We start from the raw sequence: 26,135 nt of genomic DNA on the forward strand, positions 1-26,135 counted from the left end.
TTCGATTCTGACATAAGTTTACCGTGGTGTTTTGTCAACTTATTTCAGGACAGGACATCCCTTACTTCCTTTCTTTTGACAATTATCAAACGAATAAAGCACAATCATCAAACGAAAGGAACACATATGTCATTTATTCATTTGATATATATCAAACGAATAAGTCTACAGTAAGTTAATGAGATTTCAATACATTTTTTAAAGATTTTGCATAGGAAGTTTTCCTATCTTTGTCGCTATATCATTATCAATTAAAACTTAATTCTAAAATGGAATCAGTAGTGAAAAGAGTAGCTGCAACAAGTTTGTTAGCCTCTTGTGCAGTATCATTAGCACTGTTTACCTCTTGCGCAGGTGCAGAACAAAACACGCTTACTCCCGAAGAGGTAGCCGATGGATGGCAACTTCTTTTCGACGGAAAAACACTCAACGGTTGGAAAGATTACAACGGAACAACCCTCACACAGCCATGGCATGTTGTCGACGGATGCATCCAGGCTAAAGGTGACGGCAGTGATGCCAGCGGTTATATTGTAACCGATAAACAGTATGAAAATTTCGAATTGTCATGGGACTGGAAACTGTCGAAGGGTGGCAACAGCGGTATGCTTTACCATGTTGTCGAACGTCCTCAGTTCGCCGTACCTTATGTTACAGGTCCGGAATATCAGCTGATCGATGAACCGAACTTCCCGGAACCTCTGGAAGAATGGCAAAAACTGGGCGTAGACTACGCAATGCATCTGCCTGACAAATCCAAAATGAAGGTTAACCCGCAAGGTGAATGGAACAATTCTAAAATCGTATTTGATAATGGTCATGTAGAACATTGGCTGAATGGCCAGAAAATTCTGGAATTCGAAGCATGGACCGACGATTGGTATGAAAAGAAAAACAGTGGAAAGTGGGCGAATGCTCCCGAATATGGTTTAGCTAAAAAAGGCGTCCTTTGCTTACAGGATCATGGTTATCCTGCATCTTTCCGTAATATAAAGATCAAAGAACTTCCCCGCAAAAGCAAAGAAGTGAATCTGTTCAACGGAGTCGACCTAAAAGGTTGGGAAGCATACGGTACTGAATTATGGTATGTAAAAGACGGTTTGCTGATTTGTGAAAGCGGTCCGGATAAAAAATATGGTTACCTGGCTACACGTGACTATTATGATGATTTCGACCTGACAGTTGAATTCAAACAGGAAGCAGACGGAAACTCTGGCGTATTTATCCGTTCTTTCATTGAAGAAGATGTAAAAGTGAACGGATGGCAGGTTGAAGTAGCTCCTAAAGGTCATGACACCGGTGGTATCTACGAATCATACGGTCGCGGATGGTTGATTCAGATTCCGGATGAAAAAGAAACGATCCTGAAAGAAGGCGACTGGAACACCATGCGTATCAAAGTTCAAGGTGATAATGTACAAACCTGGTTGAACGGCGAAGAAATGGTTAACATCAACGATGAGAAAATCGGTGCCGGACAAGGCCGCATCGCTTTACAAATCCACGATGGTGGCGGCATTAAAGTATTATGGCGTAACCTAAAATTGAAAACGTTGTAATCCCGTAATAACAAACACAAAAATCCCCGGCAGAATATTCTACCGGGGATTTTTTACTTTTATCATTTACGTCCATGTCCTTTTTTACGAGAGCTATCCGCTTTTTTCTGTTTCTCCTGATATTGTTTGTACTGTTCGTCCGTCAGGATTTTCTTTATCTGAGCGTCTTTTTCAGTACGCATAGCTATCATTTTTTCCCGCATCTTTTCACGGTCTTCCTTGACAGACTCACGTTCCTTCTTCATCTGCTCTCTAAAATCAGCTTCCACCTTACGGAATTCTGCAGCCTGTTTATCATCGAGTTTCAGATCCTCAATCATTTTTTCACTACGTTTGGAAGGATCTCCCTCCTTTCCCTGGCGATTACCGCCCTGTGCAAAAACTGTTGCTGTACTAATCAGGATAACCAAAAACAATCCTATTACCTTCTTCATAAACTATACTTATTACTTAAATTAATATTTAACTGTTTGTGAAGCGCTTCGATATAATAGACTTTGTTACATGGAAATAGTTTAATCACTTTGAAAAATATTTTTTACTCAACCGGCCCGATCACTAATCCTTCAGCCGTCCATTTATTGATAAAATGGCTGAGAGAATTCAGGAAGCGGTTGAAATCTTTCTTCTCTGCGCCGGTCCATCCCGTTTCGGCATAGGCCGCAATACGCGGATAAATTTTCTGATTCATACTTTCAACAGTCGGAATAAATTCACCCCACATCTGGCAACCCAGCCCCAACACTCTACTTTGTTCTTCCGGAGATAATCCTTCCGGTACCGGATTGAATGAATAGGCTTTTGACAACGGGATCGATTTATAATCATAATCGATATAAGTATATATATGATATGAATTTACAACATCATATCCTTTGTCGATCGTTTTTTTGATCAAGGCAGAATCTCCTTTCCAGAAATGAACGATAGTACCTTTCGCCAACTGCTGCTCAACATCTTTTGTATCTTCTGCAGACTGGTATTCATGCAATTTATCACCAGTAATTTCATTCCAGCCCATCATTCTCTTTCCTTTGGCCTCAAGCATATTGGACACCTCATTCGTAAAATAGATCTGTAGTTCTGCAGGAGTTTTCAAACCTTTCTTAGCCATATAGCTACGTATGGCTGGAGATTCTTTCCACTGGTTATATTTTACTTCATCACCACCTATATGAAACACAGGGCTAGGGAATAAAGCGATAACTTCGTTCGTTACATCATCAAGAAATTCCATCACACGAGGATCGGAGACATTCAAAACCTCATAATGAACACCAAACTTTCCTGGTACTTTGATCTGTTTTCCACTTGTTCCCAACCAGGGGTAAGAAGCAATAGCAGCACTGGCATGTCCCGGCATACTGACTTCCGGAACAATAGTAATATGTCGTTTGGATGCATAATCAACGATTTCCTTTATATCTTCCTGTGTATAGAAACCTCCGTGTCGTTTTCCATCGTACACATCGCTTCCAAAATGATTGATTTCCGAAGAATCGCGGAAAGCACCTATCTCTGTCAACTTCGGATATTTCTTGATTTCAATTCTCCATCCCTGATCATTGGTAAGATGCCAGTGGAAAACATTCATTTTCAACCCGGCCATTTCATCCAACAGGTTTTTCACCACTTCTTTCCCTTTAAAATAACGTCCTTCATCCAACATAAAAGCGCGCCAGGAAAAAGCCGGATAGTCAGAGATAATTGCTCTCTGAACCAGATATTTACCATCTTTCTCTTTGATTATTTGACGCAGTGTCTGCACACCATTTAAAATACCGGTTGCAGAATTAGCCTTGATATTTACCTTGCCGGAAGTAACTTCCAACTGATATCCTTCCGGTTTATCTGGTAAAACTGTCGGATCAAGCATCAGGTTAATATCCCCTTTTCCTGTATCTTTAAGGGTTGCATCCACCGAAAAGTCAGAAGAAAGAGCTGCTTGTAACAATTGAGCTTCATTGTTTAAATCACCGGAATAAGAAATAGCCGGATGAGCACTCATCTTAAAAAAACCCGGTGTATAACTGATCTCCTGAGGTTGCGGAATAATCGCATACTCTTCAACGGGGGGAGCCTGGCAGGCACAAAGGATAAGAAAACACAAATAGGTCAGAATGTTTGTTTTCATGTACTTCAGATTTATAAATTAGATATAAGATATTGTAAAAAAACAAATTACAAAGTAATATGATAAAAACAAAATACACAAACTTATATTTCAAAAAAACAGCTAAATAAAAGTGACAGGGTTCAGGATGTATATCTAAACCCTGTATTCTACTTCATATTCCAATCTGCATTAAAAAAGGAAAGCGACAGTTCCTGCAAAAAAGATATAAACTAAAAGCTTTAGTAAAGCTAAAAATTCAACTTAAATAATAATAGAGCCTCCTTTTTTTAATTCATCTCTTACATCTCCACTGGAAACGTCTCTGATCCTTTTTTGTTGATGCAATGCCAAATAAGAAGTAACTCCCGCAGCTTCACCAACCTGGTTCATATTTACCATAACTCTTATACCTGAATAGGCTATAATTGCAGCATCCAACATTCTGCCGGCAACCATCAAATTCTCATGTTTCTCCGGGATTATCGAACGAAGTGGTATCTGATAGAAAGTCGGATCAACCTCCATTTCCTTTCGCCAACGACTTTTCTGATCTGCGACTCCAGGTCTTACATAAACCTCTGAACCATCAAGATATCTAAAAGTCAATCCTGGCTTATCCTGATGATGGATATCCAAACGATAACTACCATTTGCTATTGCATCTTCAAAATGTTTACCATACATTGCATCTTCATCACTAATCTGATAGAGACATTTTATATGCCTTGTTTCCCGTATTCCAATATAAGAAGGTAATGCGACCAACCCCGGCAGATTTTCTTTGGTTCCATATTTTCTCAACATATCCATAATTGCCCGGATCTGCCTTCTTCCTTCAATTTCCGCTTTTGTCAAATCATCCGCCACAGAGCAATCGGCCTTATATACCCGAGTCCCAGCAAGCATGTAAACATTCGTATTAGGCAGTGTTGCCCCCCAGACAAATCCATCCGGAATATTGAATTCAGCAGCATGCATTTTCAACAGTTCATCAAATTCTCTGGAATTCCAGCCTTCAAAACATGCACAAGTCGTAGGGGGCTGTAACAAATCAAAAACATAAGATTTTAAACCTAAGCGATAGCATAAGTCACCATCTCCTGTTGCATCTATAAAATATTTCGCTTTAATGATCCCTCTCCCGGACTTATTATCGACAATCACCCCGATTAACTGACCATCTTCATCCAGGCATGGCTCTGAAAAAAGTGTATGTAAATAGGGATGAATGCCTGTTTCCAACACTAATTCATCCAACTCTATTTTTAACTCTTGCGAATTAAATGTATACGCTGAACTTGGATTTGAACTGACATTTACCGCATCACGTGTAGCCAGGCGATCTAACACTTCTTTCGTCAATCCGGCTATTATTTGCTGTTTGCCTTCCGTATCATATAATGAATGCCATATATTTACTAAAGAACTGGTTGCAACACCACCAAATGCATTCTGTTTTTCAACAATAGCAACAGATGCACCTAAGCGTGCCGCTCTAACTCCTGCAAAAACCCCTGTACAACTACCTCCCAATATACAGATCTCAACCTCATCGATTACCGGTAAATTCACCCGTGTACTTTTTATTTCTCCACCATGTTTCATACAGGAAGAAAAAGGAGCCATGATCCCAAGACCAACACTTCCGACCCAAATATTATTTAGAAACGTTCTTCTGGAATGTATTTTCATATCTATATTTTATTAATTGTTTTTTATTCAATTTATTTTCATAAACCAGTACCGGATGAGTATCCCACCTAAATACTTCAGGTGGTACTCACCACGGATAAATTTCTCCAAACGGAACTAATAACCGCTATTCTGTGTCAGATTTTTGTTAACATCCCGTTCTGCCTGGGGAATTGGCCACAAATAATCTACATTCTCCCTGAAAAATGTTTCTTCACAAAAATAATAGCCATCTGTATTGACAGGTACTTTCGTATAACCAGATGCATCTTTTTTAGAACAGATCTTCATGCCATGAAAACGTCCTTTAAGTAATATATGAGCTGTACGCCACCGGAACAAATCAAACAGTCTTAGACCTTCCCAAGCCAATTCCACACGCCTTTCACGTCTCAGGATAGTGGTCAACTTATCCGGGTTTGTTTCCGTAACAGGAGGCATTTTTATTTCTTCGCGACCTCTGACACGGTTTATTGTCTCATCCAATAAATTCTGCGTTATAGGTGTTCCAGACTCTATATTCGCTTCCAGATAACTCAACAGAACTTCTGCATAACGAATCATTGGAAAATCGCAACCATACACATTCAGATTTCCATTGTAATCTTCATCACAAAATTTACGAACCATATAACCGCTCCACTGACGTCTTGTCAATTGATCCTGATAAACGTTCGGGGATGAATCTGGATGAGCAATATATAATATATTCTTAAAGACGGATATATTATCTACAAATATTGTTTTCAGTAATCTCGGATCACGATTTTCATAGGGTTTCTCCGGATCGAACAATGGAGATTCTTTAACAGGCAAACCATCTATACATTCAAAATCTTCCACCAATTCATTATACGGACTGTAATGATGATATCCTCCCCACGTAAACCCTAGACAACTTAACAAGATGGAATTCCCATATATATCCGGCATTCTTTTACTTACCAACAAGAACTCTTTACTGTTCTCACCCTTTTCAATAAAAAGATTGCTGAAACGTGCATCTATGCTATAGACTCCCAGATCTATAACCTGTTTATAAACATTTTTTGCATCCTCCCATCTTTTTTCGGCCAAAAAGACTCTCCCCAAAATAGCCAGAGCCGCCCCTTTCGTTATTCTGCCATAATCTTTATCCGGGCGTGTTACCGGTAAATTAGGAATTGCCGACTGTAACTCCTCTATTACAAATTTGATAACATTTTCACGACTATCACGAAACACACTATTAGCTTCATCCACCGTTAATACTTTAGTAACCAAAGGAACATCACTCCACAAAAACGCCAGCCAGAAATAATCGTAAGCCCTTATCGTTTTGACTTCAGCTTTCATTTCTTCCAACTTATTTACATCCATTTCAACATTATCAATATTCTCAAGGAAATTATTACATTTCGTAATTTTGATATAAGTAGTTGTCCACAAATCCATTACTGGCTGATAAGATGCTGCTAAATCACCATTATTAAAATCGGTTACACCGTTGTCCTTTTCAAAACCATTATCAGTGGTAGCCTCAAACAATCTTAAATAAGCATCCTGATTCCATAAGTCAAAAGATTGTTTTGCATTAGTTCCTGTCAGCTTATTTTGTTGATATACTCCTGTTAAAGCCAACAAAGCATCCCCTTCTGTTTTCCAGAAAGTACTATTAGACAAACTATCCAGCGGATATTTGTTTAATAAACTATCACACCCTGTTAGTATAACGACAGAAAAGCTCAAAAAAGCAACTACAAATATATATTTACTTACACAACTCTTTTTCATATTGTTTCAAATTAGAATGTTACACTAATACCTGCCATAAAATCCCTAACAGCCGGATACATAGAAGTTCTTTCCGGATCCCATCCTTCCAAAAAATTATGAAAAGTGGCCAGATTTTTTACACTTGCATAAACCCTCAGATTTGACATACCCAAAGATTGAATCATTGTAGAAGGGAATGTATATCCGATTTGTATATCATTTATCCGAAAGAAAGACGCATTAATAACTCTATATGTAGATTTATAAAATTGTTGCTCTCCTCCCCCAACAACCAGTAACCGGGGATAAGTAGCATCATGATTATCTTTAGTCCATCGTCCCTTTATCATCCATTCCTGTGGATTGGATCCACGGTAAAAGGCATTTCCCTGATAACTTTCTTCTCCTCCGACAAAGCGGTCCATTCCTCCTACTCCATTCATATTAAGTAAGAAATCGACATTTTTATACTGAGCATTGATATTAAAACCAAAATTTAACTTGGGAAACTGAGTTCCTATTATCTGCCTGTCATAGTCAGCATTAACAATACCATCGGGTACACCATCCGGGCCACTTATATCGACTAACTTTAAATCCCCAGGTTTAGCAGTCCGAGGTTGCTTGGCATAATTATCTATCTCTTCCTGGCTATTGAAAAAACCATCAACAACATAGCCATAAATCGAATTTAAAGAATGACCGACAAAAAGTCCTCCGGCAATATCCTTTTCCACATTAGCCAGTTTATCCACACGATTTTTCACATAAGACACATTTGCCGCAACTCCATAAGAAAAATCCCCTATAACATTTCTATGCTGAACTGAAAAGTCGACACCTTTATTAATTACAGTTCCTGCATTTTGCACAGACGGAGTCATTCCCAAGACCTTTGAAGCTGTTACATTATATAAAATATCAGATGTTTCTTTTATATAATAATCCGCAGTAAACGTCAGTTTATTGCTAAATAAGCCGATATCTAGTCCGACGTTCATTACTTCTGTGGATTCCCAGGTAATATCCGTACTTGGAACATCTACAGCAGCAGCACCGGGCCATAACTCTTCCGAAACACCAAACGGAGCATTAATACCCAGAGCTATTACTTGTTGATAAGGATAATCTCCAATATTCTGATTACCTAATTTACCCCAGGAAGCTCTCAATTTCAGATTGTTTATAATCGGTATATTGAAAAAATTCTCTTGCGATATAATCCATCCACCGGAAACAGACGGAAAAAACCCCCACCTGTTCTTTTTGGGGAACCTTGAAGATGCATCATACCTGGCACTGACTTCCAAAAGGTATCTATCCAGGAATGAATAATTCAATCTTCCGAAAAAAGAGGCCAAAGCCCACTCCGATGCAGAACCGGCATTTTGCTGGTTAGAAGCCGAACCTGCATTCAGTTCATATAAAGTATTACTGGGAAAATTATCGCGAAAAGCTTCAACCCAATCGTTTTTATTACTTTCCTGAGAATACCCTAAAAGAGCATGAAACAAATGAGAATTTACAGACCAGTCATAATCCAAATATGCCTGCAATGTTAAAAGAGTATTCCGTGCCTTACGTATCCTGAGATCGGAAGGAGAAGCAGTCAGATATTGATCTATCACCAATGTAGGCCTGAATCTTTTGTAGTCGGAAGCCGAATAATCATACCCTGCCACTCCCGTCAGTTTTAAATCCTTCAATATATTCCATTCAATATTGGCACTTGCAATAACATCTACATCATCATTCTTAATAAAAGATTCACTGTCCATCCAACCTTCAATTGTAAATCCCGTCTGATTACCATAATAACCATCCGAACGTTTCCCGGCTATTGTATTCGGAACCTTTATGGCATAGCTTATCAAGCCTTCAACTCCCTCAGGAGGATTACTGTCAACAGCCGTTGGCTGGTTACTATCCCCTTTCTGTCCAGAAAATTTCACATTTACTTTAAAATTATCTCTTAGTTTGCTGCTTGCATTAAACATTACATTATAACGTTGATAATTTGTTTCTGCAACAATACCTTTTTGATTAAGATAACTCAGAGAAAACATATAAGAATTCTTTTCTGTTCCTCCCGTCAAACCTAAATAATGATTGGTCTGAAAACCACTTCCGGAATTTATCAAGTCGTCATAATGCCTTTTATTGGGATAATTATCCGGATCTTCCCCTGATTTAAATTTATCAATTTCATCTACCGTATATTGAGGACTTCCTCCTCCATTTATCAATGCCTCATTGTACATTTCAGCATAGACCCAGGAATCCACTATCTTAGGAGTCTCCGATGGACGGGAAAAACCGAAATTACCCTGATAAGTGATTCGGGCTTTTCCTTCTTTCCCCTTTTTCGTTTCAATTAATATAACACCATTTGCTGCTCTGGTTCCATATATAGAAGCTGATGCTGCATCTTTTAAAACAGAAATACTCTCTATATCATTCGCATTCACATTGTCCAATGAAGAAGACAACCCGTCAACCAATACTAATGGAGAGTTTCCTGCACTACTGAAAGTCCCCAATCCACGGATCGTTACAGAAGACTGATCGGCCCCCGGTTGTCCGGATCCTTGTGTAACATTTATACCGCTAACCATTCCCGATAACAATTGAGAGGTTTGTGTCACTTTCAACTTTCCAATCTCTTTCGTGCTTAATGCCGAGACGGACCCTGTTAAGTTGACTTTTTTCTGTGTGCCGAATCCCACAACCACAACTTCATCCAAGTTAGTCGAATCTTCCTGTAAATCAACATTGATCACATCCTTATTACTGACTGTAATATCTTGAGACATATAGCCTATATAAGAAACAGACAATATATCGGACGATGAGACTTCCAGAGAGAACCTGCCATCTATATCAGTAACCGTTCCATTTGTTGAACCTTTCACCAAGACATTCACTCCGATAACAGGTTCGCCCGTACTTTTATCTTTAACTATCCCTGTTATCTTCCGCCTATCCTGTAAAGTTCCGGTAGCTTCATCTGCCGAAAGGATAATATCCTTATCCACGACCTTATAAGCAACATTTGAATTTTGAAATATCTGATCCAGGATTGTAAAAACAGATTTATCTTTTACGTTTACCGAAACTGTTCGATGAATATCGATAATCTTGCTGTTATAAAAGAAATGAAAATCAGTTTGCGTTTCAATCTCTTCCAATACATCAAAAATAGTCCGATTAGTCATATTCATTGAAAGTATAGCCTTTTGTGCATATGAGTTCGATGCCCAAGCTAATCCGATTGACAAAAAAAGCAATAGACTGGTTAACTTCATGATTCTCGTGATTTTAGATTGTAATATAAAGGCACTAATATTCCCTTTATATTGGAAATAATAAATCTTTACCATACTTTTGCAGTGATTTAAGATTAAAAAAAATTGTTTGTAGTCTCTAAAGACCTTTCGAATTTTCATACGGGAATATGTTACCAGCATATTTCCGTATGTTTTCAATAAGGTTTACAATAATTAGGTATTACTTCATAGGCATATATATTAAATTAAACATTCAGATTTAACACTATCTCATTTTCTTCAGGATGACAGTCTCATTTTGAATACCCGAACTATCATCCGATGTCATTTGCTTAATTGTATAATCGATTTGCGAAGAAATTTTCAAATAATCCAATATTTGCGACAATAGCTTATTTTCAAATGTTCCGGTAAAACGGTAAGTATTGATTACGGAATCCTTTACATCAAACCTTACATTATAAAAATAAGATAACTTCTTCAATACCTGCGGTATCGGCATGTCTTTAAACATCAAACGCCCCTCTTTCCAAGCTGTATCGTACTCCGTATTTACGGAGGCAATAGAAACAGAACCAGAAGAAATGTCATAGACTGCCCTCTCTGATGGTTTTAGTTTAATATTAGACACTATATCGCCTTTCCTTACAGCTTCTATATTTACAGAACCGCTAACTAATGTCGTTTGTACTATATTCTCATTTTTATAAGACTGCAAGTTAAACTCCGTTCCCAGCACTTTAACCCGCATCCGGTCATTAGCCACACTTACTATAAACGGTTGTTCCGGGTTATGCGTAACTTTAAAATAAGCCTCTCCCGTAAGTGTTACCCGCCTCTCTTTTTTATCATAATGCAACGGATAGGAAAGTACACTTCCCGAATTCAAATAAGCAACGGTTCCATCCGGCAAGTTAAAATGAGTACGCATACCTGCATTAGCCTGGACTGTTACGATCTGTGTCTCACCTCCAATTCCCTTTTGTGTCCAATAAGATATTGCAGTAGATAAGATCAATACACCCAAAAAACAGACAGCTGCCAGATAAGCACGATCTATCCAGTACTTTCTCTGTGAAAGTTTAATACGCCTTTTCACTTTACTAAAAGCATCCAGCGGATTACGGGATGCTATCCTTTCTTTTGTGCGAAGAGCATGATCTATCGCAGCCAACTGCAACAAAACATTTTCCCTGTCTTCATCATCCCTTAACCAATCGTCAACCCGGATTCTTTCCTCTTCCGAAGCAGTTTCCGATATATATTTCAAGAGAACTGTCTCGTCTGGTTCATTACTGATAATATGTCTATTTTCTTTTTCCATTCTATACATACGACAAAACTTGAGGCACAGTACCCTAAACTCATGTTCCACTTTTTTTCAAAAAAAGTAATCAGTAAATCCTATAAAATATTTTGTATGTATAAAGAAACAATTTACATTTGCTTATAGATTTGAAATACCACAACAGACAAACAATCCAACTCCATGAATGATGATCAGATTCTGAATTTACTACAAAATAATGATGAAAATGCTTATAAACAGCTTTTTCTAAAATATTATTCACCTTTATGCGAATATGCCTCCCAGTATATTTCCGATGAAGATTCTGAAGAGTTAGTGCAGGATCTGATGCTGTTTATTTGGGAGACACGCAAAAGTTTAATTATCGGTACATCTCTCAAATCATACCTCTTCATCTCAACCAAACACAGATGCCTAAATGCCATCAAAAAGAACTTATACCACGAACGGATACATAATAAAATATATGACAAACTTAAAGATCAGTTTGAAGATCCTGATTACTATTTTATAAACGAACTAACAGAGCACATAAACAAAGCTATAAAAGAATTACCGGTAACTTATCGTGATACTTTCGCCTTAAGCCGTTTCGGAGAACTTACCAATAACCAAATAGCCAATAAACTTGGCGTATCCGTCAAAACGGTTGAATACCGTATTTCCCAATCCTTGAAAATCCTCCGTGTCAAACTGAAAGATTATCTCCCTCTTCTCTCTTTTTTATTTGGATTTCCTTCCTGATAGATCCCTAAGGAATTTGTTTTCTTCCGCAGAAAAACTGTTGCCGACAGTGTCGGCAATATTGTCGACGACGTCAGCAAAATTGTCGACAGCGTCGGCAAAGCTGTCGAGGACGTCGGCTACAGATAACCCCGGCAACTAAATCAATATACATAAGGATAATTACGAACAAATATACGGCAGTATTCAACGAAGTCTTTGTTAATAAAAACAAAATCAACACATAGTTTTTTAAACTTAATCATATTCCCGAAGTCTATCTTCTCGTACCGGAAACCAGTCCGGTACACTATTTGTTTTATACAGATAATATATTAGTTATGAAATCGGGAAGATACTTATTATGGTTATTTTTTATTCTTTTTTCGTTGCCGGCAGTTGCACAGCGGGGAGGAGTTGATGTCACTGGAACAGTGGTAGAAGAGGGGAACAACGAGCCGATCGAACAGGCCACAGTCCGCTTATTGAATGTAAAAGACAGTACAATGATCGGAGGTGTGGCCAGTTCACGCAACGGGAACTTCACTTTAAAAGGAATCAAAGCCGGTAGTTATTTACTGCACGTCAGCTTCGTCGGTTTCGATCCTTTATACCAGCCGATACGTATCACAGGAAAGACAGACCCGGTTAAGTTAGGGAAACTGGCACTGAGCGACGGAGCTATCCAGTTGGGAGAAGCTGTCGTGATCGGTAAAGCACCCGAAGTAGTGGTACGAAACGACACCGTCGAATATAATGCGGATTCTTATAAAACGACCGAAGGAGCCGTACTGGAAGACTTATTGAAAAAGATGCCAGGTGTGGAAGTGGACAGTGAAGGAAAGATTACCGTCAACGGGAAAGAGATCAAGAAAGTCCTGATCGACGGGAAAGAGTTCTTCTCTGATGACCCGAAAGTCGCTTCTAAAAATCTTCCCTCTAAAATGGTTGAGAAAGTGCAGGTATTGGACCGTTTGAGCGACATGGCACGGATGACCGGATTTGACGACGGAGAGGAAGAAACCGTTATTAACCTGACCGTCAAGCCTGGAATGAAACAGGGATGGTTCGGAAATGCTTTTGCCGGATATGGCAGTGAGGACAGATATGAAGGGAACTTTATGGTCAATCGTTTCATTAACAACGATCAGTTCACGTTGATGGGAGGTTTGAACAATACGAATAATATGGGATTCTCGGATATTGCCTCCAACATGTTCTCCGGAATGGGAGGACGACGGGGCGGACGTATGGGAGGTGGAGGAGCCGGAAACGGTATCATGACTTCCGGAAACGTCGGCATGAACTTCAGCAAAGAGTTTAGCAAAAAACTGACATTGGGAGGTAACGTACGCTATTCGCATTCCGACAATGAGGCGGAAAGTAAGACAACCCGGACAAATATTCTACCGAACGACAGTTCGACTATTTATAATGAGATAAACAATAACAATACAAAAAGTGATAATGTCGGTGCCGACTTCCGTATGGAATGGAAACCGGATACCGCCACACAAATCATTTTCCAGCCGAGTTTCAGCTATAGTAACAGCCATAACCGGGAGTCCGGTTCATTCAACACGCTGACCAACCGGGGAGACACGGTCAATCTCGGCGAATCCGATTACCTATCCGACGGAGAGGGCTACAATATCAATGCCCGTTTGGAATTCAGCCGAAAGCTGAATAACGAAGGACGTGTATTCAGTGGTTCATTAAACGGAGGGATAAGCGACTCTTATAACAAAGGTTTGAACTACTCCAATACGGAGTATTTCCTTGGGAACGAACAAAACGAGTTGATCGACCAACAATTCAGATACGATAATAAAGGATTCAATTACCGCGTTTATTTGTCATGGGTAGAACCGATCGGTCGTAATAATTTCATCCAGGCGACCTACAGTATCAGCCAGAACAAACAGGAATCATTGAAAAACTCATATACCAAAGAAGAAGGAAGCGAAGAGTACAATGTACTGGATACGGCATACAGCAAAAGTTACCGTAATAACTTTATAAACCAGCAAGCCAGTCTGGCATTCAAAGCTGTCCGCGAGAACTATGATTATACGATCGGTATGAATCTGGAGCCTTCGCATAGCGTAAGTGAAAACTTCGTCGGCGACTCTACCCTTTCCAAGCTGACACGTAATGTAGTTAATGTCTCCCCGATGGTCCGTTTCAACTATCGGTTTGACAAACGTACCAATCTGCGTATCAATTATCGCGGTCGCACCAGCCAGCCGAGTATGACTCAATTACAGCCGGTAGCCGATATATCCGATCCGTTGAATACCGTTACCGGTAATCCGGATCTGAAGCCGACTTATTCAAATAACCTGTCTGCCCGTTACCAGAAGTTCATTCCGGATAAACAGACCGCTTTCATGGTCATGTTGAATGCAAATTATGTGGTCAACGATATTGTTACCAAATCCATCTATGTCGGTGAAACAGGTAAAAAGATGACGACTTACGAGAATGTGAATGGAAACTACAATGGCAACGCACGTGTCATGTTCAACACTCCTTTGAAAAACAAGAAGTTTTCTATCAACTCCATGACAATGGCTTCATTCGCCAACTCTAACGGTTTCATCAACGATGAAAAGAACGTAAACAAGGATTTCACAGCCATGGAGCGTGCCGGTATTGATTTTCGTTCCGACTACCTCGACCTGGGGTTAAACGGGAACGTACGCTACAGAAGTACGAATAACTCTTTACAAAATCAGAATGATCAAAACACTTTCAACTATGGAGTCGGCGGGACAACCACTATTTACCTTCCGCTTGATTTTAAAATTGAAAGTGATATTACCTGGTCGAGTAACTCCGGTTATGCCGCCGGATACCAACAGAAAGAAGTTCTGTGGAATGCATCGGCCTCTAAATCCTTCCTGAAAGGCAATCAGGCAACCCTGCGTTTCAAAATATATGATATCCTGCAACAACGTAGTAATATTTCCCAAAGTGTAACAGCCAACTACACCCAATATTCGGAATACAACACGCTGAGCAGTTATTTCATGGTCCACTTTATCTATAGGTTCAGCATCTTTAAAGGCGGAGCTTCCGCCAACGATATGCGCGGACCGGGCGGTAGAGGGCATGGCGGTCCCGGAGGACCTCCCCCACATTTCTAAACAAACGGTAAGAGCATAACAAAGAGCGGCGGTAAAAGTCTTTATAAACTTTTACCGCCGCTCCTATTTTCCTATACATTAATATATATACTATACTTTCAGGCTATACGGTTCACGTATCGGATTTCCCCTCCGTTTATTGGCTTCGTCATCAAAGAAGAACTCTTCTTTTTCCGGATTCCATACCAGTTTACGATCAAACTCATAACAAAGATTGACTATATGACAAAGGGAAGCCGTACGATGTCCTATCTCCACCGTGCTTAACGGTTGCTTACGGGTCTTCATCGCTGTGAGGAAATCATTATAGTGATCGTCACTCTTATACAGTTTGATCTTATCACCACCGATCACTTCATCCTGAAGTTTTGCCGGGATCGTATCCAGGAAACTACGGCTGATGTCGATCACTCCGTCCGAACCGATAAAGCGGACTGCATTCCCATTGGCTTTCCGGAAAGGTTCGTGTGTCATAATGGTTCCATTTGCATAACGCATGCTGAGCGGTCTCAGTTCACCTTCCTCGGGAGGAGTAAATTCGATCGGACCGGAATCGTCCATACCCAAAGCCCATTGTGCAATATCAAACATGTGAGCACCCCAGTCGCAAATCATACCACCGCCATATTCCCGGTAATTACGCCAGTTCGGGAACGTATTCCGTTCCATAGGGGGAGCCAGTTCCTCATTATACACATTCATCGGAGCCGGACCGATCCACATATCCCAGTTCAGCGTCTTGGGGACCGGTTGTGCCGGAAGATCATATTTTACAGGAGGAGGCCCGATAGAGACTTTGACCTCTTTGATCTCACCTATATAACCATTACGAACCAATTCGCAGGCATGGCGGAAGTTACGCCATGAACGTTGCATGTTACCGACCTGCAGTACGCGGTTATATTTCGCAACTGCATCCGCCATAGCACGTCCTTCTTCGATACTATGAGACATCGGCTTTTCCACATACACGTCTTTTCCGGCACGGCAAGCTTCGATAGTCTGAACAGCATGCCAATGATCCGGAGTGGCAATAATCACTCCGTCTATGTCGCTACGATTCAGCAATTCATGGTAGTCGGCATACAGTTTAAAACCTTTATATGCCTGCCCTTTTGCCTTTTCGGTCTCTTTTTCAACAATCGCCTGCATGGCATTCAGCTGACGGGATTCACAATCGGATGCTGCGATCAGGTTAGCTCTACGGGCAAATTCCGGAGCAAGTGTCCAACGTCCTTGTGCCCCGCAACCGATAATCCCGAGATTGATCTGGTCGCTGGGAGCAACGAAATTCGTTCCTCCTAAAATGTGGCGGGGTAAAATAGTGAAGCCTGCAATCGCCAATGCTCCACTTCTGATGAAGTTTCGTCTTTTCATTATGTCTGTCTTATGGTATTAGAGAAATTGAGATATTTCTACAAATCTATAAATAATACCCTACAAAACAAACACTTGAACACGATTATATACAGAAAATATCTCGATCAGAAGTGCGACAGAAAGGCTTTTATCAACGAAGGATTAAGTAAAGCCGGGTACAGGAAACCATAGACTGCCCCGTAAAAATGGGCATTGTGGTTGATATTGTCCCCTGCACGTTTAGCCATATATTGACAATAAGCCAGATAAACCACTCCAAAGATAATTCCCGGCACAGGAATGATCGCAAACAACAAAATTTTGCTCCAGGGATCAAATAATATGTAGGAGAACAACACTGCCGACACCGCACCCGATGCTCCGATAGACACATAATAAGGATCGTTATGATGCTTGATCAGGTCATAAAGGGAGGCAAAAATCATTCCACCGAAATAAAGTCCGAGGAATCCCCATGTTCCGAAACCAAGGTAACCGAATACTTTTTCTATATAAGTACCGAACGACCAGAATGTAAACATATTGACCAGCAGATGCGTCATGTCTGCATGAACGAAACCGTGAGTAATCAACCGGTACCATTCATTATTCTTCACCGTACGATAGGGGATCAATGCCAGTTTACGAAATAATTCCGCATTATTGAAACAGAGATAAGAAACTAATACGGTTATACCGATAATAATATATGTAATCATCTTCTTTCTTTTGATATATCCGGCAAATGTAGTAAAGATTTGTTATTTACAAATTACCTTACTACCTTTATCAACTTGTAACAAAGTATAAAAAGCATGCTGGCTACCATACATATACAATGGGTTGCAGGGGTAATATTCATCATATTGTACTCCATCACCATACTGGGGTTGGTTCTGGTTATCATTGCAGAGAACAGGAATCCTTTAAAAACCATCCCCTGGGTCATTGTATTATTACTGGCTCCCGGCATCGGATTACTCTTTTATTTCTTCTTCGGACAGGACAACAGGAAGCAGCGTATCATCTCACGCCGAACCTACAAACGTATCATGAAACGCCCGCAGGAAGGTAAGCTTCCACAGGATGCCTGTACAGTCCCCGAGCCGTACCAACCGTTGGTCACCCTGCTGAATAACAACAACCAGTCTTCCCTGCTTTACGGAAGTGAGATTAAAATCTATACGAACGGGACAGACAAATTCAAGGATCTGCTACAAGATATCCAGGGAGCAACCCACCATATCCATATCCAATATTACATCTTTTGCGACGATGAAGTCGGGACTCGTTTCAAGAAAGCCTTGATCGCAAAGGCGAAAGAAGGTATCCAGGTACGGTTATTATATGATGATGTAGGCTGCTGGAATGTAAAGAACAGTTTCTTTAATGAAATGCAGGAAGCAGGTATCGAAGTACATGCCTTCCTGAAGGTAGCTTTCCCAGTCTTCACCAGCAAAGTCAATTACCGTAACCACCGGAAAATCGTTGTCATCGACGGAGAGATCGGTTATATGGGAGGCATGAATATAGCCGACCGCTATGAGAATGGAACGGAATGGGGTATCTGGCGCGACACCCATTTCAGGATAATCGGGAAAGGTGTACACGGCCTCCAGTCCGCTTTCCTGATCGACTGGTATGTTGTCAGCAAAAATCTTCTGAATGACAAGATTTTTTATCCGCCAGCAAAGATCTATAATGAGGACAACATTATGCAGATAGTAACCAGCGGTCCGGTCGGCCAATGGCGTACACTGCTTCAGGCATATATCTTTGCCATAGCAAATGCCAAGAAATACATCTACATACAAACACCTTACTTCCTACCGACCGAGGGCTTGAACCAAGCATTGCTAATCGCAGCACTGGGAGGCATCGACGTACGCCTTATGCTGCCCAAACGTTCAGATACCCGTACGGCTAACATGGCGACACATTCTTTTATAGACGAAATGGTAAAAGCAGGAGTGAAAGTATATTTTTATGAGCCGGGCTTCCTGCATTCCAAACTAATGATCACCGACGATGCGCTAACCTGTATCGGATCGGCTAACATGGATTTCCGCAGTTTCGAGCATAATTTTGAAATAAACGCATTCGTATATCAGCCCTCTTTCGCCATACAGATGAAACGGGTATTCCTGCACGACATGCACAGTTGCGAACGTCTGATCCCTTCGCGCTGGCTGAAACGTCCTGTCAAACAACGACTCACCGAGTCGTTCATGCGCCTGTTCTCCCCGCTCCTTTAAGCCTTTTCTTCTTTGATAAAAATACTGAAATTGACTGAACCATAGATACGTTGCTGATCGAAATACGGAAGATGGGAGAAATCATTCGTTTTCGGATGTTCCATTACGAATATGCCCCCGTCACGCAGCAGGTCGCGTTCAAAGACCAGTTCAGGCACTTCCGGCAGTTCCTTCAACGCATAAGGCGGATCGGCAAAAATAAAATCGAAACTCTGCTTCGGAGCCGAATGCAGATAGCGGAACACATCGCCACGGATCAGATGGAGAGATTCGGTCTTCAGTTCTTTTGCGACCTTTGCAATGAAAGAAGCATGTGCATTATTCTTCTCCACAGCGGTAACACTTTTACATTCTCTTGAAAGCAATTCAAACGAGATACTCCCTGTTCCGGCAAATAAATCCAGTGCATCAGTCCCTTCCAGATCGGTAAGGTTATTGATCACATTAAAGAGGTTCTCTTTTGCAAAGTCAGTAGTCGGCCGTGCACTGAAAGAAGACGGCACGTCAAAACGTCTACGACCATATATTCCGCTTATAATTCGCATACAGATAAAGCTATTAAATCCAATGGGGCCTGAACGACTTCGGCTCCCAACAAGTAAGCATCCGACGGTATCTCTGCCGGACTGATATATTGTATATAATTGCGTAACGTAGTCGTTATACTGTTACGCAGGGAAACACCTCCATAGATATGAAGCTGATCCTTTTCCTGATCCATACCGACCTGTTTCCATACATATAATATATAGTACAGGATATCGTCAGGCTTATCATACTCAAAAGTGTTCACAAAAAGCAATCTCCCCTGGGCAAAACAAACCACATCCATCATCTTCCGGTGGAGCACCACATACATTTGGCGGGGGATCAACGTCCGGCTTTGTTGCTTCCACAAAGCCAGCTGGGGCGTAATATGATGGACAAAAGAGGGATTGATCAGCGAACGGGAACAGAACTCATACACCTCCTCATCCATTCCGAACACCACTTCCGCGGCTTCACGTGCCAACAGATTATGCAGGCATTTATTCTCCGGAGCAGAAAAAGTAAACGATAACAGATCGTTTTTCTGCTTTTCTGTAAAGACTTCTTCCGGCACCACCGTATATTGCGATGTCACATAGACCAGGTTTGTCCGCTTATATGAATAAGTAAGAAACTCATGTCCGAAGAAAAACTCTTTCAACGAAGAGATATAAGGCTTCGTCCGGTCGAACTCCATGTTCCTGTAAAAGAAACTTTCGCTCTCCGAAGGGCAGTATCCTGAAAAAGAAAGTCCATCCGACCTAAGCCGGATGGACATTATGTATTTTCCAGAATTATCAGCAGTCAACGTATCGGGGATACTGATAGCCATAAGCAATCGATTATTCCCAGTTACCTGCGTTGTTATTAATTTCAGTCAGTGAACCGACACGCAAACCCGGATATTTTTCCAGCTTTTCAGCCTTATCCTTCAGGTTCACAACCAACTGTTTGTCGAGGTCACCCAGATAATCGTCATACTTAACGCCTGCTTCAAATACTTTTACAGTATAACCTGAACCGGAAGTCAGAGTTGCTGTATCCATAGAGAACTTCACGCTTGTTCCCGGAACGTTTGCCAAATCGTCTACATTGTAATTTTTACCGAACAATGTATCTTTTGCTACAACCCAAATAGTATCACGTCTGATCAAACCTTTCTTCACAGCTTCCTTCTCAGTCATACCTTTTTCCAACTGCTCGTCAGTCAAAACACCTTCTTTGATCAAGAACGGAAGTTTGTCATCCTTCAGGAACTTAACCAAGTCGTTGAAACTACCTGCATGCGTTTTGTACACATTCTTATACTCGATCTGAGCTTTACGGATATCGACCAGACGAGCCTTGATAGCATTTTCACGCGTATCTTTTTCTGCATTGAATTCGATCGGCGTCATAATGCTTCTATAGCACATGTAAACTAGCAGGAGAACTGCAGCAGCTAATAAAATCTTTAATGTAACTTTCATGGTTTGTATTGTTTTTTTGAATTTATTTCGTTCGGCAAATTTAAAAAAGAATATTTAATACACTACCTTTATCACCAAAATTATTGCAATCAAAATGATAAATAGTTATTTAAGCCGCCAAATTACACAAAATTTTCCACATAATCCTACTGAAGACCAGTTTTCTGCCCTGAAAACGCTCACGGATTTTCTGCTTTCGACGGAATCAGACACCCTTTTGTTGCTGAAAGGGTACGCCGGAACGGGAAAAACATCGTTGGTCGGCGCCCTGGTCAAAACCCTGACCGAACTGAAGCAAAAAACGTTTTTGCTCGCCCCCACCGGTAGGGCAGCCAAAGTATTTTCTAACTATTCCGGCCAGAAAGCATTTACGATCCATAAAAAAATATACCGCCAGAAGGCCTTCTCCAATGAGCCTACCGGATTCATGCCGGCTGATAATTTACATAAAGATACGTTATTTATTGTTGATGAAGCGTCCATGATATCGAACGACGGTTTAGACTCAATCTCTTTCGGTACGGGACGGTTACTCGATGACCTGATACAATATGTTTACTCGGGAGAAAACTGCCGGTTGATCCTGATGGGCGACGTGGCACAGCTACCGCCGGTCATGCAGACGGAAAGCCCGGCTCTGAACCCGGAAATACTCAGGGGATACAATCTGCAGGTGCAGGAAATCGTCCTGACACAAGTTGTCAGACAAAGCGGGGATTCAGGTATATTGCTCAATGCCACCCGTTTACGGGATGCACTGCGTAACAACGAAGTCGAGATATATCCCAAGCTCCACCTGAAAGGTTTTACAGACTTCCGAAAGATCAACGGGGATGAACTGATCGAAGAAATATCAGCGGCCTATAGCCGTGACGGGATAGAAGACACAATGATCATCACCCGCTCTAACAAACGAGCTACGATCTACAATAACGGGATACGCAACCGTATCCTATACAGAGAAGAAGAATTATCATCGGGCGACCGGCTGATGGTCGCCAAGAATAACTATTTCTGGACCAACGATTGCAAAGAAATGGATTTTATTGCCAATGGCGAAATCATCCAGGTTGTCCGTGTAAAACGGACAACCGAACTCTATGGTTTCCGCTTTGCCGACGTTACCGTCCGTTTTCAGGATTACGACCTCGAACTGGATATAAAAATCCTGCTCGACACCTTGCAGACCGATTCGCCCGCCCTGCCTAAGGAGCTTAACGACAAGTTGTTCTATACGATCCTCGAAGACTACGACGACATTCCAACCAAGGCGGGTAAAATGAAAAAGATGAAAGCCGATCCGCACTATAATGTCGTACAGGTAAAATATGCCTATGCCATCACCTGCCACAAGGCACAGGGCGGACAGTGGATGAACGTCTTCCTCGATATCGGCTATATGACGGAAGAAATGCTGGGAGAAGATTTCTACCGATGGCTGTACACCGCTTTCACCCGTGCCACCCACCGACTGTATTTAGTTAATTTACCGGATGAATTTGTTGAGTAACAGCACACTTTTTTACATATTAAGTACGTTACATAAATAAAATAGTTATTTTTGTTGCAATATAAACCGGGGCGTTGTTATTACACTCCCCGTTAAGCATAAATTCAGAAATGGCAAATAAAGAAAAAATAGATTATCTGTTACTTGACATCAAGGAACTTGAGACGTTGATTGCCGGTATGCGCGATGCAGAGGTATATCCGGTGTCCTTCTTTAGCCAGACGTTCAATCTGACACATAAAATACTGAATGACCTTCATTCGCTGGAAACGGCACAGATTGAAATGTTACGTAAACAAATGGAAGCCCATCAAGCATTGATCCAGTCGCTGCCCAATCCGGCCGCGACAACGATCCCGGTTCCCGAAACGGAAATAAAAGAAGAACCGGTTACAGAAACTGTAATCATTCCGGAACCGGAAGTTGCACCAACCAGGAAAGTCATCATCGAGCAACAAGAGATTATTCCGGAAGAAAAGATAGAGGAAAAAGTGGTTATCGAACAAGCGGAGGTCCATCAACCGGAAATAGTGACACCGGAACCGATTACCACCGTACAGCCGGAGCAGGTACAACCTGAATCCGTACAACCGGCCCCCAGGTTATCTGAACCGGCACAGGCAACCGAACACAAAATACAGCTCGAGACACCTCACAAAACAGTTGTGGCAGACAAACAAGGGGTTTTCCTCAGCGACATACTGGAAAAAAAGAATCTGTCTGACTTCCGCAAGGCTTTCAGCCTGAACGACCGCTTCCGCTTCCGCCGCGAGCTGTTCGGTGGCAATGAAGATAAAATGAACAAAGCGATTACCGACCTCAACGATATTCATTCGTACGAGGAGTCGGTAACCTATCTGAATAACGAACTGAAATGGAATATTGAGGATGAAGCCGTAGCCGATTTCCTCAAATTGTTGGAGAAACGATTCCTTTAATCAGTTGACAGCTGACAAATGACAGTTGACAGTTTTAAGGACTGTATTTTAACTGTCACTTGTCAACTGTCGACTGTCAACTAAAAAAGATTATGGCAAAGTTAACAGTTGTACCGACTCCCGTAGGAAACCTGGAAGATATGACCTTCCGGGCCATCCGTGTGTTGAAGGAAGCTGACCTGATCCTGGCCGAAGACACACGTACGACCGGTATCCTGCTGAAACATTTTGAGATACAGAACAAAATGCAGTCGCACCATAAGTTCAACGAACACAAGACGGTGGAACAGATCGCCTCCCGTATCAAAGGAGGTGAAAACATAGCCCTTGTGTCGGATGCCGGAACGCCCGCCATCTCCGATCCCGGCTTTATGCTGGTCAGGGAATGTGTACGACAAGGCGTCGACGTGGAATGTTTGCCGGGAGCAACCGCATTTGTTCCGGCACTGGTAGCCTCCGGGTTACCGAACGAGAAATTCTGTTTCGAAGGATTCCTTCCCCAGAAGAAAGGTCGTCAGACCCGCTTGAAGGAACTATCCGTCGAATACAGGACCCTTATTTTTTACGAATCCCCTTTCCGGTTGGTAAAGACGCTTACCCAACTAGCCGAATTCTTCGGGACCGACCGACAAGTATCCGTGTCACGCGAAATATCCAAGCTGCACGAAGAGACTGTCCGCGGAACCCTGGAAGAGGTTATAGCACACTTTACCGTGAACGAACCGAGGGGTGAGATTGTTATAGTATTAGCAGGCTTAAAAGATAAAAAGGAAAAAGAGACAGAAAAAGATGTTTAACTCAAAAAACAAAAAGAACATGAAGAAGTTATTATTAGCTTGCACCTGCGCAACATTACTGGTATCCTGCGGACAAAATTCAGCCGAATACAAAAAGCTGAAGGCAGAAAACGATTCTCTGAAGATAGAGAATATGAAATCGACCAGCGAGATGAATGAAATCCTGACTACATTGAATGATGTAGAGGCAGACATACAGTCTATCCGCGATGCTGAAAACTATCTGAATCTACAGCAACAAACAGGTGGCGAATTCAGCAAAAGTAACCGCGAACAAATCAAGCAGAACATGCAGCTGATCAGTGAGACACTGAAAAAGAATAAAGAAACGATCAGCCAGCTGGAAGACAAGCTGAAAAAAAGCGGTATCCAATCGGCAGCCCTGAAGAAAACGATCAACCGTCTTTCCTCCGAACTGGACCAGAAGGCAACGATGATCGTCGCCCTGCAGGAAGACCTGGCAAAGAAGAATGTCCGCATCCAGGAACTGGACGAAATGGTATCTTCCCTGAATGAAGATGTCGAAAGCCTGGCAACAACTGCTGCCGCCCAGTCTGAAAAATTAGGCGAACAGGATAAGGCACTCAACACGGCCTACTATTGCTTCGGTACGGGAAAAGAGTTGAAAGACCAAAAGATCCTTTCCGGCGGTGGCCTCTTCTCTAAATCAAAAGTATTACAAAGTGGCTTCAACAAAGATTATTTTATCTCTGTCGATATTCGCGAAGTGAAGGAAATCCCTCTATTCGCAGCTAAAGCCAAACTGAAATCCAACCATCCGGAAGGTTCTTACGAATTCGTAAAAGACGAAGACGGTAATCTGACATTGAATATCACAGACCCGAAAACATTCTGGAGCCTGGGTAAATATCTGGTTATTGAAGTAGGATAATGAAATACAAAAATCTCTTTATAGATCTGGACGATACCCTTTGGGATACGTACCATAACAATAAAAAATGCCTCGAAGAGCTTTATACCGATCACCACTTTGACCGGTATTATGCCTCCTTCGAGGCTTTCTTCGCTATCTATTGGCCGCACAATGAACTGTTGTGGAAGCAATATCGCGCAGGAGAGATCGACCGTCAAACGCTTATCATCGACCGCTTCCGTTACGTGCTTCGTCCGCTGGGTATTGAGGATACCCAATCGGTGCTGGCTGTCAATAATGATTTCCTACAACGTACGACAACCAAGACCGGACTGGTCCCCGGAGCGATCGAGTTACTGGAATATCTTCGCCCCTCCTACCGCATGTACATCTTATCGAATGGTTTCCGTGAAGTACAGGACAAGAAACTGCGCAACTCCGGACTGGCTCCCTACTTTACCCGGATGATCCTCTCGGAAGATGCCGGTATACAGAAGCCTCATAAGGGTATTTTCGATTTTGCCCTGATCAATACCAATTCCCGACGCAATGAAACGCTGATGATCGGCGACTGTTTCGAGGCCGACATATTCGGCGCCCACCAATCACGGATAGACCAGCTTTGGTTCAATCCGCAGGATCTGCCGCCCCAGGAGTTTACCCCTACCTATACAGTTAAACGTCTGGAGGAAATAAAAGGGATATTATAGACCTTTTTCAGTTGACAGATGACAAGTGACAGTTGGACTTCACGATCGAATATAGAAAAAGATGAAACCTCCAAAGAAAAAGCTTACGTCTTTTTGTCGAAAAGC

20 protein-coding genes are annotated in these 26,135 nt (G+C 41.6%); 9 read left to right on the forward strand and 11 right to left on the reverse strand.

Features of this window, described 5'->3' with window-relative positions; translation table 11 throughout:
- The first annotated feature begins 269 nt into the window (after nt 1-269).
- Entirely contained in the window at nt 270-1,559 is a 1,290-nt protein-coding gene (locus DWX23_RS22535) for a DUF1080 domain-containing protein (RefSeq protein ID WP_122376156.1), read from the forward strand.
- Between the two features lie 62 nt (nt 1,560-1,621).
- On the opposite strand, the gene DWX23_RS22540 is transcribed toward DWX23_RS22535, so the two are convergent.
- From DWX23_RS22540 to DWX23_RS22565, 6 genes are all read right to left on the reverse strand, one after another.
- Complete coding sequence (locus tag DWX23_RS22540) at nt 1,622-1,993, reverse strand: Spy/CpxP family protein refolding chaperone (RefSeq protein ID WP_122376157.1); 372 nt, start codon at nt 1,991-1,993, stop codon at nt 1,622-1,624.
- 104 nt (nt 1,994-2,097) lie between these two features.
- Nucleotides 2,098-3,693, reverse strand: a complete 1,596-nt coding sequence (locus tag DWX23_RS22545; protein WP_122376158.1) for a beta-N-acetylhexosaminidase — start codon at nt 3,691-3,693, stop codon at nt 2,098-2,100.
- A gap of 243 nt (nt 3,694-3,936) precedes the next feature.
- A complete protein-coding gene (locus DWX23_RS22550) occupies nt 3,937-5,367 on the reverse strand; it encodes an FAD-dependent oxidoreductase (protein WP_122376159.1) in 1,431 nt (476 codons plus the stop codon).
- Nucleotides 5,368-5,484: 117 nt separating this feature from the next.
- Nucleotides 5,485-7,140 carry a RagB/SusD family nutrient uptake outer membrane protein gene (locus DWX23_RS22555; RefSeq protein WP_122376160.1) on the reverse strand — a complete coding sequence of 552 codons (1,656 nt, stop codon included), beginning with the start codon at nt 7,138-7,140 and terminating at the stop codon, nt 5,485-5,487.
- A gap of 11 nt (nt 7,141-7,151) precedes the next feature.
- Nucleotides 7,152-10,343 (reverse strand): TonB-dependent receptor, encoded by a 3,192-nt coding sequence (locus DWX23_RS22560; protein WP_158607113.1) that lies wholly within the window; start codon nt 10,341-10,343, stop codon nt 7,152-7,154.
- Between the two features lie 331 nt (nt 10,344-10,674).
- Complete coding sequence (locus DWX23_RS22565; protein WP_122376194.1) at nt 10,675-11,733, reverse strand: FecR family protein; 1,059 nt, start codon at nt 11,731-11,733, stop codon at nt 10,675-10,677.
- Between the two features lie 165 nt (nt 11,734-11,898).
- Here DWX23_RS22565 and DWX23_RS22570 point away from each other — a divergent pair, with 165 nt between their 5' ends.
- Together DWX23_RS22570 and DWX23_RS22575 are read left to right on the forward strand one after the other, a co-directional pair.
- Nucleotides 11,899-12,462 carry an RNA polymerase sigma-70 factor gene (locus DWX23_RS22570; protein WP_122355857.1) on the forward strand — a complete coding sequence of 188 codons (564 nt, stop codon included), beginning with the start codon at nt 11,899-11,901 and terminating at the stop codon, nt 12,460-12,462.
- 320 nt (nt 12,463-12,782) lie between these two features.
- Nucleotides 12,783-15,590 carry a TonB-dependent receptor gene (locus DWX23_RS22575; protein WP_122376162.1) on the forward strand — a complete coding sequence of 936 codons (2,808 nt, stop codon included), beginning with the start codon at nt 12,783-12,785 and terminating at the stop codon, nt 15,588-15,590.
- A gap of 90 nt (nt 15,591-15,680) precedes the next feature.
- Here DWX23_RS22575 and DWX23_RS22580 read toward each other — a convergent pair whose 3' ends face one another.
- Together DWX23_RS22580 and DWX23_RS22585 are read right to left on the reverse strand one after the other, a co-directional pair.
- Nucleotides 15,681-16,967 (reverse strand): Gfo/Idh/MocA family protein, encoded by a 1,287-nt coding sequence (locus DWX23_RS22580; protein ID WP_122376163.1) that lies wholly within the window; start codon nt 16,965-16,967, stop codon nt 15,681-15,683.
- A 107-nt stretch (nt 16,968-17,074) separates the two neighbouring features.
- Nucleotides 17,075-17,668: a rhomboid family intramembrane serine protease gene (locus tag DWX23_RS22585; RefSeq protein ID WP_122355863.1), complete on the reverse strand. Its 594-nt coding sequence runs from the start codon at nt 17,666-17,668 to the stop codon at nt 17,075-17,077.
- Between the two features lie 96 nt (nt 17,669-17,764).
- Here DWX23_RS22585 and cls point away from each other — a divergent pair, with 96 nt between their 5' ends.
- Nucleotides 17,765-19,204 (forward strand): cardiolipin synthase, encoded by a 1,440-nt coding sequence (cls, locus tag DWX23_RS22590; RefSeq protein WP_122376164.1) that lies wholly within the window; start codon nt 17,765-17,767, stop codon nt 19,202-19,204.
- On the opposite strand, the gene rsmD is transcribed toward cls, so the two are convergent.
- The 3 genes from rsmD to DWX23_RS22605 are packed head-to-tail and all read right to left on the reverse strand — an operon-like array spanning nt 19,201 to nt 21,201.
- Nucleotides 19,201-19,749: a 16S rRNA (guanine(966)-N(2))-methyltransferase RsmD gene (rsmD, locus tag DWX23_RS22595; RefSeq protein WP_122376165.1), complete on the reverse strand. Its 549-nt coding sequence runs from the start codon at nt 19,747-19,749 to the stop codon at nt 19,201-19,203. The two genes, cls and rsmD, sit on opposite strands and share 4 nt — an antisense overlap.
- Nucleotides 19,737-20,564 (reverse strand): DUF3822 family protein, encoded by an 828-nt coding sequence (locus DWX23_RS22600; protein WP_122355868.1) that lies wholly within the window; start codon nt 20,562-20,564, stop codon nt 19,737-19,739. The genes rsmD and DWX23_RS22600 overlap by 13 nt, the downstream gene beginning before the upstream one ends.
- Nucleotides 20,565-20,574: 10 nt before the next feature.
- Complete coding sequence (locus DWX23_RS22605; protein ID WP_122376166.1) at nt 20,575-21,201, reverse strand: hypothetical protein; 627 nt, start codon at nt 21,199-21,201, stop codon at nt 20,575-20,577.
- 94 nt (nt 21,202-21,295) lie between these two features.
- On the opposite strand from DWX23_RS22605, the gene DWX23_RS22610 reads away from it, so the two are divergent.
- From DWX23_RS22610 to DWX23_RS22630, 5 genes are all read left to right on the forward strand, one after another.
- Complete coding sequence (locus DWX23_RS22610; RefSeq protein ID WP_122376167.1) at nt 21,296-22,711, forward strand: ATP-dependent RecD-like DNA helicase; 1,416 nt, start codon at nt 21,296-21,298, stop codon at nt 22,709-22,711.
- 110 nt (nt 22,712-22,821) lie between these two features.
- On the forward strand, nt 22,822-23,649 hold the full coding sequence (locus DWX23_RS22615) for a hypothetical protein (RefSeq protein ID WP_122376168.1): 828 nt from the start codon (nt 22,822-22,824) through the stop codon (nt 23,647-23,649).
- Nucleotides 23,650-23,741: 92 nt separating this feature from the next.
- Nucleotides 23,742-24,446 (forward strand): 16S rRNA (cytidine(1402)-2'-O)-methyltransferase, encoded by a 705-nt coding sequence (gene rsmI / locus DWX23_RS22620; protein ID WP_122355876.1) that lies wholly within the window; start codon nt 23,742-23,744, stop codon nt 24,444-24,446.
- A gap of 19 nt (nt 24,447-24,465) precedes the next feature.
- Nucleotides 24,466-25,338, forward strand: a complete 873-nt coding sequence (locus DWX23_RS22625; protein ID WP_122355979.1) for a hypothetical protein — start codon at nt 24,466-24,468, stop codon at nt 25,336-25,338.
- On the forward strand, nt 25,338-26,030 hold the full coding sequence (locus tag DWX23_RS22630) for a YjjG family noncanonical pyrimidine nucleotidase (protein ID WP_183671166.1): 693 nt from the start codon (nt 25,338-25,340) through the stop codon (nt 26,028-26,030). Before DWX23_RS22625 ends, DWX23_RS22630 begins: the two co-directional genes overlap by 1 nt.
- Nucleotides 26,031-26,135: the final 105 nt, after the last annotated feature.

This window comes from Parabacteroides sp. AF18-52, from assembly GCF_003479145.1.
In the GTDB taxonomy this organism is placed as follows: Bacteria; Bacteroidota; Bacteroidia; order Bacteroidales; family Tannerellaceae; genus Parabacteroides; species Parabacteroides faecis.